At 28.3% G+C, this 20,636-nt stretch carries 17 protein-coding genes and 1 pseudogene; 12 read left to right on the plus strand and 6 right to left on the minus strand.

What is annotated here, in order from left to right; all coding sequences use genetic code 11:
* Nucleotides 1–7 precede the first annotated feature (7 nt).
* Entirely contained in the window at nucleotides 8–1,018 is a 1,011-nt protein-coding gene (locus E2O22_RS06215) for an NAD-dependent 4,6-dehydratase LegB (RefSeq protein ID WP_133319722.1), read from the minus strand.
* Nucleotides 1,019–1,095: 77 nt separating this feature from the next.
* On the opposite strand from E2O22_RS06215, the gene E2O22_RS06220 reads away from it, so the two are divergent.
* Entirely contained in the window at nucleotides 1,096–2,469 is a 1,374-nt protein-coding gene (locus E2O22_RS06220) for a capsular polysaccharide export protein, LipB/KpsS family (RefSeq protein WP_133319723.1), read from the plus strand.
* Here E2O22_RS06220 and E2O22_RS06225 read toward each other — a convergent pair.
* A complete protein-coding gene (locus tag E2O22_RS06225) occupies nucleotides 2,464–3,636 on the minus strand; it encodes a glycosyltransferase family 2 protein (RefSeq protein ID WP_133319724.1) in 1,173 nt (390 codons plus the stop codon). The genes E2O22_RS06220 and E2O22_RS06225 overlap by 6 nt on opposite strands.
* A gap of 58 nt (nucleotides 3,637–3,694) precedes the next feature.
* On the opposite strand from E2O22_RS06225, the gene E2O22_RS06230 reads away from it, so the two are divergent.
* On the plus strand, nucleotides 3,695–4,690 hold the full coding sequence (locus tag E2O22_RS06230; RefSeq protein WP_133319725.1) for a capsular polysaccharide synthesis protein: 996 nt from the start codon (nucleotides 3,695–3,697) through the stop codon (nucleotides 4,688–4,690).
* Here the strand turns inward: E2O22_RS06230 and E2O22_RS06235 are convergent.
* From E2O22_RS06235 to waaC, 4 genes and pseudogenes are all read right to left on the minus strand, one after another.
* Nucleotides 4,674–5,847: pseudogene (locus tag E2O22_RS06235) on the minus strand (glycosyltransferase family 2 protein). The gene E2O22_RS06230 and the pseudogene E2O22_RS06235 sit on opposite strands and share 17 nt — an antisense overlap.
* Before the next feature lie 3 nt (nucleotides 5,848–5,850).
* Entirely contained in the window at nucleotides 5,851–7,398 is a 1,548-nt protein-coding gene (locus E2O22_RS06240; protein WP_133319727.1) for a glycosyltransferase family 2 protein, read from the minus strand.
* An 8-nt stretch (nucleotides 7,399–7,406) separates the two neighbouring features.
* Nucleotides 7,407–8,279, minus strand: a complete 873-nt coding sequence (locus E2O22_RS06245; protein WP_133319728.1) for a lipid A biosynthesis lauroyl acyltransferase — start codon at nucleotides 8,277–8,279, stop codon at nucleotides 7,407–7,409.
* Nucleotides 8,276–9,295: a lipopolysaccharide heptosyltransferase I gene (gene waaC, locus E2O22_RS06250; protein WP_133319729.1), complete on the minus strand. Its 1,020-nt coding sequence runs from the start codon at nucleotides 9,293–9,295 to the stop codon at nucleotides 8,276–8,278. Before waaC ends, E2O22_RS06245 begins: the two co-directional genes overlap by 4 nt.
* A gap of 66 nt (nucleotides 9,296–9,361) precedes the next feature.
* Between waaC and E2O22_RS06255 the strand changes: the two genes are divergently transcribed.
* The 10 genes from E2O22_RS06255 to pglE are packed head-to-tail and all read left to right on the plus strand — an operon-like array spanning nucleotide 9,362 to nucleotide 20,636.
* On the plus strand, nucleotides 9,362–10,141 hold the full coding sequence (locus E2O22_RS06255; protein ID WP_133319730.1) for a 3'-5' exonuclease: 780 nt from the start codon (nucleotides 9,362–9,364) through the stop codon (nucleotides 10,139–10,141).
* 58 nt (nucleotides 10,142–10,199) lie between these two features.
* Nucleotides 10,200–11,186, plus strand: coding sequence for a UDP-glucose 4-epimerase GalE (gene galE / locus E2O22_RS06260; protein ID WP_039626879.1), 987 nt, complete (start codon nucleotides 10,200–10,202; stop codon nucleotides 11,184–11,186).
* Nucleotides 11,180–12,874 (plus strand): BC-type lipopolysaccharide transporter PglK, encoded by a 1,695-nt coding sequence (gene pglK, locus E2O22_RS06265; RefSeq protein ID WP_133319731.1) that lies wholly within the window; start codon nucleotides 11,180–11,182, stop codon nucleotides 12,872–12,874. Before galE ends, pglK begins: the two co-directional genes overlap by 7 nt.
* Nucleotides 12,871–13,935: a GalNAc-alpha-(1->4)-GalNAc-alpha-(1->3)-diNAcBac-PP-undecaprenol alpha-1,4-N-acetyl-D-galactosaminyltransferase gene (pglH, locus tag E2O22_RS06270; RefSeq protein ID WP_133319732.1), complete on the plus strand. Its 1,065-nt coding sequence runs from the start codon at nucleotides 12,871–12,873 to the stop codon at nucleotides 13,933–13,935. The genes pglK and pglH overlap by 4 nt, the downstream gene beginning before the upstream one ends.
* A 1-nt stretch (nucleotide 13,936) precedes the next feature.
* The gene (gene pglJ, locus E2O22_RS06275) at nucleotides 13,937–15,037 is read left to right on the plus strand and encodes an N-acetylgalactosamine-N,N'-diacetylbacillosaminyl-diphospho-undecaprenol 4-alpha-N-acetylgalactosaminyltransferase (protein WP_133319733.1); all 1,101 of its coding nucleotides are present in this window, start codon (nucleotides 13,937–13,939) and stop codon (nucleotides 15,035–15,037) included.
* 1 nt (nucleotide 15,038) lies between these two features.
* Nucleotides 15,039–17,177 carry an undecaprenyl-diphosphooligosaccharide--protein glycotransferase gene (gene pglB / locus E2O22_RS06280; RefSeq protein ID WP_133319734.1) on the plus strand — a complete coding sequence of 713 codons (2,139 nt, stop codon included), beginning with the start codon at nucleotides 15,039–15,041 and terminating at the stop codon, nucleotides 17,175–17,177.
* Complete coding sequence (gene pglA, locus E2O22_RS06285; protein WP_133319735.1) at nucleotides 17,174–18,301, plus strand: N,N'-diacetylbacillosaminyl-diphospho-undecaprenol alpha-1,3-N-acetylgalactosaminyltransferase; 1,128 nt, start codon at nucleotides 17,174–17,176, stop codon at nucleotides 18,299–18,301. Before pglB ends, pglA begins: the two co-directional genes overlap by 4 nt.
* Nucleotides 18,294–18,896 (plus strand): undecaprenyl phosphate N,N'-diacetylbacillosamine 1-phosphate transferase, encoded by a 603-nt coding sequence (gene pglC / locus E2O22_RS06290; RefSeq protein WP_133319736.1) that lies wholly within the window; start codon nucleotides 18,294–18,296, stop codon nucleotides 18,894–18,896. The genes pglA and pglC overlap by 8 nt, the downstream gene beginning before the upstream one ends.
* Nucleotides 18,883–19,479 carry a UDP-N-acetylbacillosamine N-acetyltransferase gene (pglD, locus tag E2O22_RS06295; protein WP_133319737.1) on the plus strand — a complete coding sequence of 199 codons (597 nt, stop codon included), beginning with the start codon at nucleotides 18,883–18,885 and terminating at the stop codon, nucleotides 19,477–19,479. The genes pglC and pglD overlap by 14 nt, the downstream gene beginning before the upstream one ends.
* Entirely contained in the window at nucleotides 19,476–20,636 is a 1,161-nt protein-coding gene (pglE, locus tag E2O22_RS06300; protein WP_133319738.1) for a UDP-N-acetylbacillosamine transaminase, read from the plus strand. Before pglD ends, pglE begins: the two co-directional genes overlap by 4 nt.

Genomic DNA, 20,636 nt, shown 5'->3' on the forward strand with positions numbered 1-20,636 from the left:
AAAAATCCTAAATATTATAAATATCACTTTTATATTTTTTTAAATTTAAAGAACTACTAAACCACTCTATAGTTTGAGCTAAACCTTTTTCTATATCATATTGTGGTGAAAAGTTAGTAAGGCTTTTAATCTTGCTATTGTCACACCATAGCCTAAATACTTCACTATTTTCAGGCCTTATGCGTTCATTTTCTGTGATAAATTCTACATTTGATTTCATAAGTTTTTTAATGAGTTCTAAAGTATCTTTTATGCTTATTTCATAATTTGATCCTATATTTACCACTTCACCTATAGCCTTTTGGCATTTAGCTAACTCTAAAAACCCTAAACAAGTATCTTTTACATAATTAAAATCTCTAGTAGGACTTACATCTCCAAGCTTTATTTGTTTAGCTCCATTTGCAATTTGAGTGATGATAGTTGGGATCACCGCCCTTGCGCTTTGCCTTGGGCCATATGTATTAAAAGGTCTTGCTATGGTCAGTGGGAGATTGAAAGCATTATAAAAACTCATTGCCATAGCATCAGCACCTATTTTGCTTGCTGAATATGGACTTTGTGCTTGCAAAGGATGTTTTTCATCAATAGGCACATACAAAGCCGTACCATAAACCTCGCTTGTACTTGTGTGAATAATACGCTTTACATTATTTTCCAATGCACTTTGGCAGATATTTAAAGTACCCTTTATATTAACATCTACATAACTATCTGGAGCAACATAAGAAAAAGGTATGGCTATTAAAGCTGCTAAATGAAAGATGATTTCTACATCTTGAGTGATATTTTTACAAAAATGTGGATCTCTAATATCTCCACAAACTACTTCAATATCTTTTAAACACTCTATATCTTCAAGCCAACCCCAATAATTAAAAGAATTATACTGACTTAAAGCTTTAATTTTATAACCATAAAACAAAGAATTCTTGTCTTTAGTTTGTGTATAAAGCATTTCAACTAAATGCGAACCTATAAAACCATCTGCACCTGTGACTAATATATTCTTACTCATAATTCTTCTTTAAATATTTTACTAAAGTTGCTTTTTACAAACTATATTATATAATAAAAATAAAAATAAGGAAAATAATGAAAAAAATAATCCTAATAGATCTAGATTTACAGTTAATAGAGCAATTTTTATCTTTTAACAAATATATTAAGATAGATATGTTAATTACCAATGATATAAAAAGAGCCAAGGAAAAGTATAAAGAGTTTGTAAAATTTTTTTATCCGCAAGGACAAATCAGAGAAAAAATAAATAATATTCATAAAATAAATTATGATTTAAAATATGAAGAAATATTAAAATTTAGATCAACTCAATATAAACTTGAAAAATATTACCATAGGTATTATCTAGATACTGGTGTAATACAAAATTTATATTATAAAGCACTTTCTTTCTGGCTTGATTATTTTAATAACAACCGCATCGATATGATATTTTCCGATCAAATAGAGCATGGTGGTGATTGGGATAGCATTCCTTTTGATATTGCTTTAAAACACAACATCCCAGTTTATCTACTATCAATATCTAGTGATTTTAACAATCAACAAATCTATCAACTATTACATTTAAATAGTCATAGTTTTAAAAACATAAAAAGTATCAACAAAACTAAAGTAAACCTCTATAATTTTTTTAACAATTCAACATCAAATAAAAAAATAGGAATTAAAAATCCTTTAAAATATTTTTATAAAACAAAAATAAAAACCCTACCTAGAATAATTCAAAGAAAATTGGGAGGTATATATTTAGAGTACAACTTAATTAAAAACAAAGAAATGTTTTTTCTTTCAAAATATGAAATATATAGACAGTCTGTATATATAAACAATCTTCGAAAAATATATAAGAAAATTTCACAAAAAGCTGATTTTGAAGATAATTATATATACTTTCCATTACACCTAGAACCAGAAGCTTCAATTATGAATAGAACAACACTATCATCTCAATTATTTATTATTGAACTCCTATCAAATTTATTGCCCAAAAATTGGAAAATTTATGTCAAAGAACACCCGCATCAATTTTTTTGCTATGAAAACGAATTGCCATATCTAAACAATATTCATTATTTTAGAAGCTTAAAATTTTATGAATTTTTAGAACAGATGTCAAATGTAAAAATTATAGATATAGATACGAACTCTACTGAACTTATAAAATATTCTAAAGCTACATGTGCAATAGCTGCAACATCTCTAATAGAAGCAGTTCTATTAAAAAAACCTATTATAAATTTTGGTGAAAATACTAATTTTATTGAATTACTCAATGAATGTTTTAATATTCGCTCTAAAGAAGATTTAGCAAAAGCTATTGATAAAATTCAAAAAAATTTTATTCCCAAATATGATGATTTAGATTATATTTTAGAAAACTACACTTTTCTCCAAACAAATAATACAAAAGAAATACAAGATATAATACAAATTCTTTTATAATTTCTTAATATAAAAATAATTTCTAAAAATCACATATCTGATTTTAGAAATTTTATAAGGTTTTAATAGTTGTAATTTCTCTTTAATACACAAAGGATCTTTACCAATTTTTTTAATTTTAAATGCATTTTTGATATAAAAGTATAAAATAACATCTCTTAATAGTGAAGAAATTTTTTTATCATGATAATTTTCTATAAATCGCACTAATTCTAAACTAGTTTGCACCCAACTAGCGCATTTAAAATACTCTTTTGCTAAAGTTGCATTCTCTTCAAATGCAATAAATATATCTTTAAAATATGGAAGAATATTATCTTTGGTAATTTTTTTATCTTGATTTGTCAAAGAATTAGCTCGAATTCTATAATAATAAAATATTTTAGGATAAATATAAATATTCTTAGCTTGCGAAAAAAGCAAAATTCCAAATAAATGATCTTCAGCAAAAATACCATCTTTAAATTTTATTTTTTTATCTATTATATGATTAAAATTTATCATACCTGAACAAGCAAAAGAAAAATCTTTCATCTTGCTTCTTGCTAAATGTCGCAACCATTCTAATGGAGTAATCTTTTTTTCTTGTTTTATATTAATATCTTTTAATCTACTACTTTGACTTTGATTTTTACAAGATATTTCATAGTATTTTGCCTCATCAAACCACACCACATCTACCCCATCCATTCTAGGTACACATTCTTCTATGCAGTTTAATTCCCAATAATCATCAGAATCTAAAAAGATAATATAATCTATAATAGGATAAGTAAAGCTAGTTAAATCTTGTTCATCATTAAAAGCTTTATAGCTTTTATATACAGTATATATTTCATAAGGATTATTACCTTCTATATTAAATTCTATTAAAGAATTTTCTTTTAAAGTTTGGGTTTTGTTTTTGAGTTTATATTCTCCACTAAAATATTCTATACCTACATTTCTAGCACTACTTAAACCACCATTTTTTTTATCAAAAAGAGTAATTCTTTTATCTTTTAGAGTGTATTCTTTTGCAATATTGAGTGAGTTTTCATCTGTACTACCATCATTTACGAGTATGATTTCTAAGTTAGTATAGGTTTGATTGATTACACTATCTAAACATTCTTTTAGATATTTTTCTACATTGTATATGGGGATTACTACGCCTACGGTTTTCATATATACATAACCTTAATTATTTTCGATATTATATCAGAAAAACTTTTGAGGAATATATATGCAAATACAACAAAACAATTCTTTAATTTATAATACTTTAACAAAAAAACTAAGCTCATTTATACCTATAAAATCAATAAGAAGAAAATTAAGAAATCATATTCAATATAAGTTAGAACACCCCAAAGTGGCTAATTATCTTTCAAACAACTATATAAACCCTTTTTTAGAAGGAAAAATTCCTCATTTTGATTTTGAAAAAAAACATCATTTTAAAAACGATAAAATTATTTGGCAATTTTGGTATCAAGGTAAAAATCAAGCTTCACCTATGATACAACAATGTTTCAATTCAGTGCAAAGTCAAATGAAAGATGACTACACAATCATCATTTTAGATAAAGATAATATAAAAGAGTATATTGATTTTCCACCATATGTTATAGAAAAATTAGAAAATAATTTTTTTGGAGAAAAAACTATAACTTTTTTTTCAGATCTTTTAAGAGTATGCTTACTTGCAACTTATGGAGGTATATGGTGTGATGCAAGTATATTTTTAAGCTCTAAAATTCCTAGTGAACTTTGTAATAAAGATTTTTTTATCTTTGAAAGATCAAAAACAAAACCTAGTAAAGAGAAATTGAAAAATTTTATCAAAAGTGGGTATTTTTCTTATGGATATTTTAACTGGAATGATGATTTTAAGGTTAAAATGCTAAGTAGTTTTATGATAGCCAAAGCAAGCAATACTTTTATTCAAACTCTAAAAGATATTTTAATAAATTATTGGAAAAATGAGCAATCAAATGAAAATCACTATTATTTTGTACTGCATATCATATTTGAACTTTTAAAAGAGCATAGCTTTGTAAATGATGTTTATAAAAACATGAGTGATATAGAATGCCATTTATTACAATTTAGCGCCAAAGAAAAATTTAATCCAACTCTTTGGGAAGAAATTCAAAAACAAAGTTTTTTACACAAACTCACGCATTTTAAATCTATAAAAAAAGATTCAATGATAGATAAAATCATTTTGCAAAGTTGATTTTATCTAAAAATACTTTTTATTTTTTGCCAAATTTTCCAAAGATCATAAGGAATTTTTGTTTGGATAAAAGGTTTTATTATAGGTAATTTTTCCTTTAAATTTAAAGGATCTTTTTTAAATTTTTTAATCATCAAAGCCTTTTTTACATAAAAAGGCAAAAAGGTTTCCTTTATAGCTTGAAAATTTTCATTTTTTTGATCTTTAAAAAATTCTATCAACTCTAAAGCTGTTATCATCCTACTTGCTGCTTTTAAATAGTTTTTTGCCTCTTTAGCATTTTCTCCAAAAAATTCATATAAGTCTTTAAAGTACTCTGATACATTTGCCTTTGTGACTTTCTTATCATGATTTGATATACTATTTGCTCTCAAACGGCACAAATACAATCTTTTTGGCAAAATATAAATATTATTAGCACAGCTAAATAAAACCATGCCAAAATGAATATCTTCATTGATGATTTTGTTAATAAATTTAAGTTTTAATTGTTTTAAAAATGAAAAATCTATCATACCACCCCAGCTAAACGAGATATCCCTTGAACCTACTTTTATAGCTTGCTTAGCATAGTCTCTTGGAGTGATAGTACATTCTTGAGTGAAATTAAATATATTCATCCTTGTTTTTTGGCCCTTATCTTCTATACCATCATCATAAATACAAGTATGGTCAAACCATAATACATCTACATTTTGCATTCTTATAACACACTCTTCTATGCAGTTTAACTCCCAATAATTATCAGAATCTAAAAAGATAATATAATCAATCTTTGGAATTTCTAATTTATCATCTACTAAAGCATTTTTATGTTTATAAATTTTATAAATATTTTGTGGGTTATTGCCAACAATCTTAAAAATATTTAATTCATTTTCTTTTTCAATATATTGTATTTCATATTCACCATAAAAAAATTCTATACCTACATTTCTAGCACTGCTTAAACCACCATTTTTTTTATCAAAAAGAGTTATTCTTTTATCTTTTAAAGTGTATTCTTTTGCTATGTTAAATGAGTTTTCATCAGTGCTGCCATCATTTACTAGTATGATTTCTAAGTTAGTATAGCTTTGATTAATTACACTATCTAAACATTGTTTTAAATATTTTTCTACATTGTATATGGGGATTACTACGCCTACTTTTTTCATGCTTTATCTCCAAATCACTTTTTCATTTTTTATAGTTTCAAGATAAATTTGATGATTAATCTCAAGCATATTTTTGCTATTTTCTTCATGGTAAATATGATAAGCTAGAGCATAGAATTTAAGTCTTTTAAACACTCCATTATTAAATAAAAATCTAGCCACAAACTCACTATCTTCTCTGCCCCAGCCTATAAATTTTTCATTAAATCCTTTAATAGCTTCAAAATCACTTTTATAAAAACTCATATTGCAAGTTTTACTGCCTTTAACAAGTTGTGATTTTTTAAAAAACTTCTTAGTTAGCTTTGAAAATTTATATACACATTTAGCTAAAAAAGCATTTCTTTTGTTTTTAAAACCCTTTTTATTAAAAGCTAAGCTAAAATCATTTTTGCTTAAAAGTTCTTTGCTTTCTTTTTCGTTTAAAATAGTTCTTGAACCTTGCAAGATAGTTTTTAAACTAGCAAATTTTAAATGATCTTTGATAAAGTTTTTTTCTAAAATCATATCCCCATCGATTAAAACAATATATTCGCTATTAGAAGCATTAATTGCCTTATTGCGACTTGCCGCGGCACGAAATCCCTCATCTTCTTGCCAAATATGCTCTAACTTACAAGGAAAATCCTTTTGATAAGCTTGTATAAGCTTAGCCGTATCTTCCCTGCTTCCATCATCAGCTATTAAAACCTCATCTGGTAAAGGCTCTAAGTTTTTAACACTATCAAGCACCAAAGCAAGTCTTTCTTTTTGATTATAGGTTGTGATGATTAAAGCACAAGTTTTTGGCTTTTGCTTTTTTAACTCATACAATTTCATATATTTAAAAAAAGCTCCAAGTCCATTACAAGTACTTATAATAAAGCCTTTATAGCCATAAAAAATCCCTTTTTTCAAAACATAATTTCTAAAAAAAGTCCAAATTCCTCTTAGCAAAGCCTTGCAAACACTACTTTCTTTATGTAAATTTTGCAAAGCCCAAAGCTTAGAATATTTTTGAAGCTTATCTAACAAACTATCGATATCATCAAACGCAAAATGCCTCAAACCATTTTGCAACTTAATCTTTTTGCTATCTTCATGTAAAATTAAACTCTCATGCACTAAATTTTTATTAAAACTAGTATGGGTTTTATTAAACACCCGCATTACATGATCAGGCCACCACCCACAAGCTTTAATCCACTCTCCATTGTATAAATTTTCTCTTGGTAAAGCTATGATATCTTCTTTATTAGGCTCAATTTGCCCTAATTCTTGTAAAAATTCTTTCTTAGCAAGCTCATCTGCGTCAATATTAAAAATCCAATCATTGCTAGCATAACTTATGGCTAAATTTTTTAAAGGTCCAAAACCTATAAATTTATGCTGATAAATCTTGATATTTTTATAATTTTTACTAAACTCATAAGCAATTTTTAAAGTATCATCATTGCTATCATTTTCTATTAAAACGATCTCGCCAAATTCTTGCAAAGATTCCAAGCAAGCTTTTAAAGTTTTTTGAGCATTTTTAACAATCATTATCACACTAATTTGTTTTAAATCCATTTTATATCCTATAAATATAATTCATGATTGTATCTTTTAAATCTCTTATGAAAGAAAAAATACTCATCAGGTTTAAATTTAATCATCTCTTCACAACACTTTGCTTGATACTTAGTAAGCTCTTCTATACTTGCCTTGCTTGCATCTAAAGCCTTAAAAGTTTTTACAAAAAATTTCTCATCTTTTTGATACACAAAACAAGGTAAAATCATAGCATTTGTTTTTTTAGCAAGCACACTTGCACCTGCTATGAAATTTACTTCTTGGTTAAAATATTGTATTTTTACACTTTCACTATCCACTGCATCTTGATCGGTTAAAATTCCAAGCGATCTACCTTCTTTTAAGGCTTTTAGCATTTTTCTAAGCCCGCCCTTTTTTTCTATAAGCTCTATATTAAATTGCGTGCGATTTTTACTTAAAATTTTATCCATTATCATACTATCAAGTGCTCTTCCAACTATGGAAATTCCTTGAAATTTAGCCCCAAAAGACAAAGCCAAAAGCTCCCAGTTACCATAATGAGCCGTAGTTACAATCAAGGGTCTTTTACTTTGCATTATATTTAAAATTTGCCCCTCATCATCAAAGCAAATTTTATTGACGATTTCTTCTTTGCTTGCATTTTGATTTTTGATAAAATCAATCCCAAATTTAGCAAAATTTTTATAGATATTAAGGCTAGTTTCATCACGCCATTTTTGATCTTTTTCAGGAAAACAAATTTTTAAGTTTATGTCAATGATTTTGCGGTGTTTGTGATTAAGCCTATAAGTGATCAAAGCAACCAAATTTACAAAAGAGTTTAAAAGCTTTGAAGGTAAAATCTTCACAAGGGCTTTTAATATATAAAAAAGGCTTAGATATACATAATTTATCATTTTTCTAAAAGCTCACAAGCAAGTTTAAAAATATCTTTTTCATCGATATTTTGTATGCAAAAATCACTCTTATCGATATGCTTTGAATGCAGTATTTTTTTACCTGCATTGATTGTTTTGTTGATATTTGTTTCATAGGTATTTCTTTGACTAGGAGTAGCACCAAAAATCGTTATAGAAGGCTTGTTTAGTGCAAAGGCCAAATGAGTAGGCCCACTATCATTTCCGATAATCAAATCACTTGCCTTAGTTAAAGCACAAAGCTCGCTTAAGCTTAATTTTGGCGCAAGTTCTATTTTCAAATGTTTTAAATTTAAAACTATATCTTTAGCAAAATTAAACTCATTAACATTGCCCCAACCAAGCATGATTTTTGCACTAGTAAAATACTCTAAAAGCATTCTACAAAGTAGTATCAAACGCTCTTTTGGGTAAATTTTATTAGGCATAGATGAGCCTATATGTATGAGTATATTTGGCGCACTTTCACTTAAAGAAAGCCTTTGTTCTAAGCTTTCTTTTAACTCATCATCTACACTAAAACAACTTTGTTTTAACTCTATATCGCTATGATCAAAATGCTCATTTAATACATAAGCTACCAAAGAAAGATTACGCACGATAATATTTTCTTCATAATTACACGCAAATTTATGCGTATAAAAATTGCTCGCAAAACCCTCTTTGATACTTTCTTGATCAAAACCAAAAGTATTAGCACATAAAAATTTACTCACTAAAGCAGATTTAATCAAACCTTGCAAGTCAATCACAACATCATATTTATTTTGTCTTGCTTCAAAAAGCATAGCAAAGACTTCTTTGAATTTTCTATCCTTTAAAGGCAGGGCATACACTTCATTAATCATTGGATGATCTTGCAATAATCCTGCAAATCTTGCATCTACAAACCAATCAATACTCGCCTTAGGATAATGCTTTTTAATAAATTGCAAAACAATTACCGCATGGATGATATCTCCAAGTGCGGATAACTTAACCAAACCTATTTTCATATACTACTTTATTTTTAAATTTTCTGTTATGATTTTAACAAAGATTTTTTTAAAAAAAGGTTTATCATGCAAGAATATATTTGCGTTTTTGATTGTGAGAGCATTCCTGATGCAGAATTGATAAAACATCTTTATGATTTTAATGGCGATGATTTAAGCATTAGCAAGCAAGCTTTAGAAAGACAAAAAGAAGAAAGTGGAAGTGAATTTTTACCCCTACCTTTTCATAAAGTTGTAAGCATTTGTGCAGTGATTGCAGATAAATTTGGAAATTTCATCAAAGTCAATAAAATCAAAGGCGAAAATGAAAAACAAATGCTAGAAGAGTTTTTTAACTTCATAGATAAACACCAACCCCGCCTTGTAAGTTTTAATGGCAAAAGCTATGACATGCCTTTGCTTGTTATAAGAGCATTAAAATACAATATCAACGCAAGTGCTTATTTGGACGCAAGCGATAAATGGAATAACTACAAAAGCAAATTTGTAGAAAATAAACATTGTGATTTATTAGAATCTTTAGGAAGTTTTGGCCAAAAAGGCTTAAAACTTGACACACTTTGTGCTATGGCAGGACTTCCTGGAAAGTATGATGTACATGGAAATGAAGTATTAGAACTTTTTTATCAAAACAAATTAGAAAAAATTCACGAGTATTGCGAAAGTGATGTGCTAAACACCTATATGCTATTTTTAAAATACGAACTCATTAAAGGTAATTTAACCCAAGAAGATTATCTTAATATTTTAGAAAATTTCAAAGAAGAGCTTTTGCAAAAACATAGCGATAAAAGCTATCAAAAGCCATTTTTAGAAGCCATAGAAAAAGAAAAGAGTAAGTTTTAAATTAATTAAGAAAAGTATATTAAAATAACTATTATTAAATATCACAAAAAGGATAAAAATGAAAATTTTAATCACCGGTGGCGCAGGATACATAGGCTCTCATACTTTAAAACAATTTTTAGAAACAAATCATGAAATTTGTGTATTAGATAATCTTTCAAAAGGCAGTAAAAAAAGTTTGGATGAACTTTCTAAAATCAGACCTTTTAAGTTTTTTGAGCAAGATTTAAGCGATTATGCTGGGATTAAAAAACTTTTCAAAGAAGAAAAATTTGATGCAATTGTGCATTTTGCAGCTAGTATTGAAGTTCCTGAAAGTATGGAAAATCCTTTAAAATATTATATGAACAATACCGCAAACACAAGTAATCTAATCCAAACTTGTTTAGAAACAGGTGTGAAAAAATTCATTTTTTCTTCAACCGCAGCTACTTATGGAGAGCCACAAACTCCTATCGTAGATGAGCAAAGTCCATTAGCACCGATTAATCCTTATGGACAAAGCAAACTAATGAGTGAAAAAGTCTTACAAGATGCTAATATGGCTAATCCTGAATTTAAATATTGCATTTTAAGATACTTCAATGTAGCAGGTGCTTGCATGAGTTATCCTATAGGTCAACGCTATCCAAAAGCTACTTTACTTATCAAGGTTGCTGCTGAAGTAGCCACAGGAAAAAGAGAAAAGCTTTATATTTTTGGTGATGATTATAATACTAAAGATGGTACTTGTATTAGAGATTTTATCCATGTTGATGATATTTCAAGTGCACATTTAGCTGCTTTAGAATACCTAGAAAATAATGAAAGTAATATTTTCAATGTAGGATATGGACACGGTTTTAGCGTAAAAGAAGTTATTGAAACTATGAAAAAAGTAAGTGGAGTAGATTTCACAGTAGAACTTGCACCAAAAAGAGCTGGGGATCCTTCTGTGCTTATTTCAAATGCTGATAAAATCAAAACTCTAACTAATTGGAAACCAAAATATGATGATTTAGAATTAATCTGTAAAAGTGCTTATGAGTGGGAAAAACAGTGTTAAAAAAACTTTTTTTCATACTCAATGCTCATGATAAGAAATTTTTATTTGCTTTGCTAATTTTTTCTATTTTTATAGGATTCATAGAAAGCTTTGCTATTTCTTTAATCATGCCCTTTGTATCAGTAGCGAGTAATTTTGAGCTTTTAGAAAAAAGTTCCTATTTTCAACCTATATATGAGTATTTAAATTTACCAAGTTATAAGATTATTGCTTATTTTGGCTGTATATTAATCGCCTTTTATATTTTTAGAGCCTTTTTGAATGCCTTTTATTTTCATTTGCTTGCGCGTTTTTCTAAAGGGCGTTATCACAGCCTTGCTTGTCGTATTTTTGATAAATACTTACATCTTGAATATGAGAATTTTACTAATAAAAATCAATCAGAACTTTTAAAAACCATCACACAAGAAGTATTTCATTTAAGCACTTTAATTAGTGCTTTTTTACTTATGCTAAGTGAAAGCTTTGTGGTGTTTTTACTTTATACTTTATTGCTAATTATCAACTATAAAATCACCCTAGCTTTAAGTGCTTTTTTACTTTTAAATGCTTTTATTTTGATTAAAATCCTCTCACCCTTGGTAAAAAAAGCTTCCATAGCTAGAGAAGAGGCGATGAAAAATTATTTTGAAATTTTAAATGCAAATTTAAACAACCTTAAAATCATCAAACTCAAAACCAAAGAACAAAGCACACAAAAACTTTATGAAATTCAAAGTGGGCTTTTTGCCAAAGCAAACATTAGCAATGAAAGCATGTCAAGCATTCCTAGAATTTACCTTGAAGGTATAGGTTTTTGTATGCTTTGTTTTATCGTAGTGTATTTAGTTTTAAGATATGAAAGTGATATTTCATCTATCTTAGCAACTATTACTATTTTTGTGGTGGCTCTTTATAGGCTTATGCCAAGTGCTAATCGTATCATCACAAGTTATAATGAAATTACATATTATAAAAACTCTTTAGATATTATTTATAACATGCTCAATGAAAAAGAAGAAAAGCTAGGCGATGAAAGTATTGAATTTAAAGAAAAAATCGTTTTAAAAAATCTTTTCTTTGCTTATAAGGGTAAGAAAAACTTATTTAAAAATTTAAATTTTGAGCTTAATAAAAATGAAAAAATCGCTTTTATAGGTAAAAGTGGAAGTGGTAAAAGTACTTTAGTTGATCTTATCATAGGACTTTTAAAACCAAGCGATGGAGCTATTTTTGTAGATGGAATTAAGCTTGATGAGAGCAATATAAAAAGTTTTAGAAGTAAAATTGGCTACATACCTCAACAAATTTATCTTTTTAATGATTCTATTGCTAAAAATATTAGCTTTGGAGAAGAAGTAGATGAAGCGCTTTTACACAAAGTGATCAAACAAGCTAATCTTGAAAGCTTTGTAAATTCACTTGAAGATGGAGTGCATACTAAGGTAGGTGATTCAGGTTCGTTTTTAAGTGGAGGCCAAAGACAAAGAATAGCCATAGCAAGAGCGCTTTATCAACAACCTGAAATTTTAGTTTTAGATGAAGCAACTAGCGCTCTTGATCAAGAAAGTGAAGCAAAAATCATGGAAGAAATCTATAAAATTTCAAAAGATAAAACTCTCATCATCATAGCCCATAGGCTCTCAACCATACAAGGTTGTGATAGAGTATTTGAAGTAAAACATGGGCATTTAAAGGAACAAGTATGAAAATCACTTTCATCATAGCTACTTTAAATTCAGGCGGTGCTGAAAGAGTATTAGTCACTTTAGCTAATGAACTTTGCAAAAATCATGAAATAAATATTATTAAATTTCACAAAGAAGACTCTTTTTACAAGCTTGAGCCAAAAATCAAACTTTTTACCCTAGAGCAGTTTGACTTTTCCACTCTTTATAATAAAATAGCCTCGCGTATTAAAAAATTCAAAGCCTTAAAACAAGCACTTAAAGACCACAAAAGCGATGTTTTTATCTCATTTTTAGATACAACTAATATTGCTTGCATTTGGGCAAACAAAGGTTTAAATACACCTTTAATCATTAGCGAACATAGCTCTTATACTTATTTAAAATCTAAAATTTGGAAGTTTTTACGCCGTATAAGTTTTCCTCATGCAAATGCTTTAACCGTGCTAAGTAATGATGATAAAAATTACTATGAAAACTTTGTTAAAAAAGTTATCAATATGCCAAATCCTTGTCATTTTAGCCCTATTAAAGAAAATTTAGAAAAAGAAAATAATGTCATTTTCGTAGGCAGACTTGATCATAATAAAAATGCTTCTATGTTTTTAAAAGCCATAGCAAGGCTAGATACAAATTTACAAAAACAATACAACTTTTTCATAGCAGGCGATGGAGAATTAAGACAAGATTTAGAACAAGAAGCCAAGAATTTAAATATCAAAGTTAATTTTCTAGGTAAAATTGAAAATATGCAAGAGCTTTATAAAAAAGCAAAAATAATCTGCCTTTGCTCTTTCATAGAAGGCTTGCCAACAGTTTTACTTGAAAGTTTATATTATCAAGTAGCGCGCATTAGCACTAAATACACAAGCGGTCATAAAGATTTAATTGATGATGGAAAAGATGGATTTTTAGTAGATTTAGATGATGAAAAAGCTTTAAGCGAAAAACTCGCACTTTTAATGCAAGATGAAAATTTAAGAAAAACACTAGCGCTTAATGCACAGCAACGATGTAAAGATTATGAAGTGGCCAATGTAGCACAAAAATGGCTTGATTTAATCAAAGAAGTAAGGGTTTAAAATGAAAAAACTAGCAATTTTTATTTATTCTTTAGGAAGTGGTGGCGCTGAAAGGGTTGTATCTACACTATTACCTATGTTAAATTTAAAATATGAAATACATTTAATTTTAATGAATGACAAAATATCATATGATATTCCTGAAGTTAATATCCACTATCTTGAAAAATCAAGTCCAAGTGAAAGTAACTTAGCTAAATTTTTAAAACTACCCTTGCTAGCTATAAAATACAAAAAACTTTGTGAAGATTTAAAAATCAACTTGCAATTTGTATTATTAAATAGACCTAATTATATTGCGTTAATGGCAAAATCCCTAGGACTTAAATCAACCCTTATTATCAATGAATGCACCACTCCAAGTGTAATTTATAAACATAATAATCTAAATTCTTTTATCAATAAATTTCTTATTAAAAAACTTTATAACAAAGCAGATTTAATCTTAGCAAATTCTATAGGAAACAAAGAAGATTTAATACAAAATTTCAATATAGAGGCTAAAAAATGCGATATTTTATACAATGCCATAGATTTAGAAAACATTATAGAAAAATCTAAAGAAAAAATAGATTTTAAAGATCCTTTTATATTAAGTGTTGGTAGGCTTGATCATGGTAAAAATCATGCTATGCTTATAAGAGCTTATGCAAAAGTTAAAACTGATTTAAAATTAGTCATTTTAGGCGAGGGCATTTTAAAAGATGAGCTTTTAGCTTTAATAGAAACTTTAAATTTAAAAGACAAAGTCTTTTTACTAGGTTTTGATAAAAATCCTTATAAATACATGAGCAAATGTGACTTTTTTGCTTTTGCTTCAAGTTTTGAAGGTTTTTCCAATGTTTTAATCGAATGCCTAGCTTGTAATACTGCCGTACTTTGCACTGATCATAAAAGTGGCGCAAGGGAGCTATTTTTAGATGATGAGTTTGGACTTTTAGTAAAAGTAGATGATGAAAAAGCCATGCAAGAAGGCTTAGAAAAAATGTGCAATGATGAAGCATTAAAAGCTTCATATAGACAAAAGGCTTTTTTGCGTGCAAAAGAATTTGATAAAATTAGCATAGCAAAGCAATTATTTGAATTTTTCAACAAGGCATAAAATGAAACTGCAACAAAATTTCACTGATAATAATTCTATAAAATATACCTGTATTTTAATCCTTATAGCCTTTGCTTTTAGTGTTTTGTGTAGGTTATACTGGGTGGCTTGGGCAAGTGAGTTTTATGAGTTTTTCTTTAATGATCAACTTATGATTACTACTAATGATGGCTATGCTTTTGCAGAAGGTGCAAGGGATATGATAGCAGGTTTTCACCAACCTAATGACTTATCTTATTTTGGAAGCTCACTTTCTACTTTAACTTATTGGCTTTATAGTATTTTACCTTTTAGCTTTGAAAGTATTATTTTATATATGAGTACTTTTTTTGCTTCTTTGATCGTTGTGCCTATTATATTAATCGCAAGAGAATATAAACTCACTACCTATGGCTTTATAGCAGCCTTACTTGGAAGTATTGCAAATAGTTATTATAACCGCACTATGAGCGGGTATTATGATACTGATATGCTAGTGTTAGTTTTACCAATGCTTATTTTGCTTACCTTTATACGCTTAACTATTAATAAAGACATTTTTACCCTACTTTTAAGTCCGGTTTTCATCATGATTTATTTGTGGTGGTATCCATCAAGTTATTCTTTAAATTTTGCCATGATAGGACTTTTTGGTCTTTATACTTTAGTATTTCATAGAAAAGAAAAGATTTTTTATCTAGCTATTGCTTTAATGATCATAGCTTTAAGTATGCTAGCATGGCAATATAAACTTGCTTTGACTGTATTGTTATTTGCTATTTTTGCCTTTAAAGAAGAAAAAATTAATTTTTATATGATTTGGGCTTTGATTTTTATTAGCATTTTGATATTACATTTAAGTGGTGGTTTAGATCCTGTTTTATATCAACTTAAATTTTATGTTTTCAAAGCTTCTGATGTGCAAAATTTAAAAGATGCTGCCTTTATGTATTTTAATGTTAATGAAACTATTATGGAAGTAAATACTATCGATCCTGAAGTATTTATGCAAAGAATTAGTTCTAGTGTTTTAGTATTTATCCTTTCTTTTATAGGTTTTATCTTACTTTGCAAAGATCACAAAAGTATGCTTTTGGCTCTACCTATGCTTGCACTAGGTTTTATGGCTTTAAGAGCTGGACTTAGATTTACCATTTATGCAGTTCCTGTGATGGCTTTGGGTTTTGGGTATTTTTTATATGCTTTTTTTAATTTTTTAGAAAAAAAACAAATCAAACTTAGTCTGAAAAATAAAAATATCTTGCTCATACTCATTGCATTTTTTAGTATAAGTCCTGCCCTAATGCATATTTATTATTATAAATCCTCTACTGTTTTTACTTCTTATGAAGCTAGTATTTTAAATGATTTAAAAAATAAAGCTCAAAGAGAAGATTATGTCGTTGCTTGGTGGGATTATGGTTATCCAATACGCTATTATAGCGATGTAAAAACCTTAATCGATGGTGGAAAACACCTAGGAAAAGATAATTTTTTCTCATCTTTTGTCTTAAGCAAAGAACAAATTCCAGCAGCTAATATGGCAAGACTTAGCGTAGAATACACTGAAAAATCTTTCAAAGAAAATTATCCTGATGTTTTAAAAGCTATGGTAAAAGATTATAACCAAACAAGTGCTAAAGATTTTTTAGAAAGTTTAAATGATAAAGATTTTAAATTTGATACCAATAAAACTAGAGATGTATATATTTACATGCCTTATAGAATGTTGCGTATCATGCCCGTGGTAGCACAATTTGCAAATACAAATCCTGACAATGGAGAGCAAGAAAAAAGTTTATTTTTCTCTCAAGCCAATGCCATAGCTCAAGATAAAACAACAGGTTCTGTTATGCTTGATAATGGAGTAGAAATTATTAATGATTTTAGAGCTTTAAAACTAGAAGGTACAACTATACCTTTAAAAGCTTTTATAGATATAGAATCCATCACTAATGGCAAATTTTATTACAATGAAATTGATTCAAAAGCTCAAATTTATTTACTCTTTTTAAGAGAATATAAAAGCTTTGTGATTTTAGATGAAAATCTTTATAATAGTGCTTACATACAAATGTTTTTATTAAATCAATACGATCAAGATTTATTTGAGCAAGTCACTAATGATGCAAGAGCGAAAATTTATAGGCTAAAAAGATGAAAATAGGAATTTTAACCCATAGTGCAATGAGTGTGTATTATTTTCGTCTTGCACTCATTAGAGCTTTAGAAAAAAATAATCATGAAGTTATAATCATCACTCCAAAAGATGATTTTGCTATTAAGTTACAAGAGCTAGGCTATAAGGTTTGCTTTTATGATTTAGCTAGATCAAGTGTTAATCCTTTGATTGTTTTTAAAAATCTACTTAGTTTAAAAAATACACTCAAAAGTTTAAATTTAGATCTTTTACAAACAAGCGCTCACAAAAGCAATACAACAGGTATTATAGCAACTAAAATGGCGGGCATTAAATACACTTTTGGTTTAGTTGAGGGCTTAGGAAGTTTTTATATAGATGATGATTTTAAAAGCAAATTAGTAAGAATGAGCATTAATTTACTTTATAAAATTTCTTTTAAACTTGCTAATGGTTTTATTTTTGTCAATGAAAGCAATGCTTTATTTATGAAAAATTTAGGCTTAAAAGAAGAAAAAATCAAAATCATAAAATCCGTAGGGCTAAATTTAAAACAATTTTTACCTTTAAAAATTAGCACAGAAGAAAAACAAGCTTTTTTAAAAGAACACAATATGCCTGATAAACCTATCGTTTTAATGATTTCAAGAGCACTTTGGCATAAAGGAATTAAAGAATTTTATGAAGCAAGCCAAATTTTAAAAGATAAGGCAAATTTTGTTTTAGTGGGTGGAAGAGATGATAATAAATCTTGTGCACCATTAGAATTTTTAAACTCAAATGATGTTTTTTATCTTGGCGCAAGAAGTGATATTGCACATTTATTAAATTTATGCGATATTTTTGTTTTACCAAGTTATAAAGAAGGCTATCCAAGAACGGTTTTAGAAGCACAAGCTTGTAAAAAAGCATGCGTGGTAAGTGATGCTGAGGGTTGCATTGAAGCAGTGAATAATGCCATAGACGGTTTAATTTGTAAAAGCAAAGATAGCAAGGATTTAGCTGAAAAAATCGCAGTTTTACTAGAAGATGAAAAACTAAAAAATACTTTAGCGCAAAATGCTTTTCTTAGAGCACAAAATTATGATGAAAATATCATAGCTTTGAAATATCTTGACTTTTATAGGGGTTTTATAAATGTATAAAAATGGTTTAAAGCGTGTTTTTGACTTTTTTTTGGCTTTGATTTTATTGATTATTTTTTTACCCTTTATAGTGCTTATAGGTATTGTTTTAAAAATCATTCAAGGAAGTGTGCTTTTTAAACAAGCAAGACCAGGATTAAATGAAAAAATTTTTTATATTTATAAATTTAAAACTATGAGTGATGAAACCGATGAAAATGGAGAATTACTTCCTGATGAATTACGCTTAAAGCCTTTTGGTAAGCTAGTTAGAAGCTTGAGTTTAGATGAATTACCGCAGCTTTTTAATGTATTAAAAGGCGATATGAGCTTCATAGGCCCAAGACCTTTACTTGTAGAATACTTGCCCTTATACAATCAAGAGCAAAAAAAACGCCACGATGTAAGACCAGGCATTACAGGTTGGGCACAGATTAATGGACGCAATGCTATTTCTTGGGAGCAAAAATTTAAATATGATGTAGAATATGTGCAAAATTGCTCTTTTTTATTTGATCTTAAAATCTTTTTTATGACCATTATTAAAGTTTTAAAAAGAAGCGGGGTTAATAAAGAAGGAGTAGCTACAACGGATAAATTCAATGGACACAACTAAAAGTATTTATATATATGGTTCTAGTGGGCATGGTTTAGTCTGTGCTGATGTAGCTAGAAATTTAGGATATGAAAAAATCATCTTTTTAGATGATAATAAAGGCTTAAAATATCACTCCAATTTAGAAAAACACGATATGTTTATTGCTATTGGCGCAAACTCTATTAGAGAAAAACTTTTCAAAAAAGCAAAAGATGATGGATTTAGATTAGTTAATTTGATACACAAAAGTGCTATTATTAGCCCAAGTGCTTTTTTAGATGATGAGGGTATTTTAATCATGCCAAATGTCGTAGTTAATGCTAAAGCTAGTATTGCAAAAGGTGTGATTTTAAATACTGCTTGTGTGATTGAGCATGAGTGTTTTGTAGATGAGTTTAGCCATATTAGCGTTGGAGCTAAACTAACAGGAAATGTAAAAATAGGAAAGCGTTGTTTTTTAGGAGTTAATTCAAGTGTTATTCCTTGTATAAGTTTAAATGATGATATAACTTTAGGAGCAGGAGCAGTTGTAGTTAAAAACTTAACTTCTAAAGGCATTTATGCTGGAGTTCCTGCTAAAAAAATAAAGGAGGTAAAATGAGATTTTTTCTATCAGCACCACATATGAGTGGAAAAGAATTAGAATACATACACAAAGCTTTTGAAAGTAATTATATAGCACCTTTGGGTGAGTTTGTTAATGCCTTAGAACAAAGTATTAAAGATTATACAAAAAGTTCCAACGCACTTGCTCTAAATGCAGCCACTGCAGCTATTCATTTAGCTTTAAGAGTTTTGGGTATCAAAGAAGGCGATATAGTTCTAGCTTCAAGTTTTACCTTTATTGCTTCAGTAGCACCTATTTCTTACATGAATGCTACGCCTGTATTTATTGATTGTGATGAAACTTATAATTTAGATGTAAATTTATTAAAAAAAGCTATCAAAGAAAGTCCTAAAAAGCCAAAAGCTCTCATTTTAACACACCTTTATGGTAATGCTTCTAAAATGGATGAGATTGTCCAAATTTGTAAAGAAAATGAGATTTTTTTAATCGAAGATGCTGCTGAAGCTTTGGGAAGTTTTTACAAAAATAAAGCCTTAGGTACTTTTGGGGATTTTGGAGTATATTCTTTTAATGGTAATAAAATCATCACAACAGGTGGTGGTGGCATGCTTGTGAGTGAAAATCATGCTAATCTTGAAAAAGCAAGATTTTATAGTACCCAAGCTAGAGAAAATTGTCTTCATTATGAGCATAAAGAATATGGCTATAATTATAGAATGAGCAATATCTTAGGCGCAATCGGTACTGCTCAAATGGAAGTTTTAGAAGAAAGAGTGAGTAAAAAGCGTGAAATTTATAGCTGGTATAAAGAATTTTTAAGTGGAACTTTTACTTTTTTAGATGAGCTTGAAAATACCAAGTCAAATCGCTGGTTAAGCACTGCTTTACTTGATTTTGATTTAAATAAACTTAATACTTATGAAAAACATTGTATATGTGAAAATAAAAATGTTCAAATTCAAGATAAAATTTTAAAAATCATACAAGTTTTAAAAGATAATAAAATCGAAAGCCGTCCACTTTGGAAGCCAATGCATTTGCAAGAACTTTACAAAGGTTGCGATGCTTACTTAAATGGTAATAGTGAGTTTTTCTTTAGTAATGGAATTTGCCTTCCAAGTGCAACTACTATGAGCAAAGCTGATGTAGAGGAAGTTTCTACTTTAATCTTAAACACCTTAAAGGACTAA

The sequence above is a fragment of the Campylobacter lari genome, assembly GCF_004357905.1.
Lineage (GTDB): Bacteria > Campylobacterota > Campylobacteria > Campylobacterales > Campylobacteraceae > Campylobacter_D > Campylobacter_D lari_D.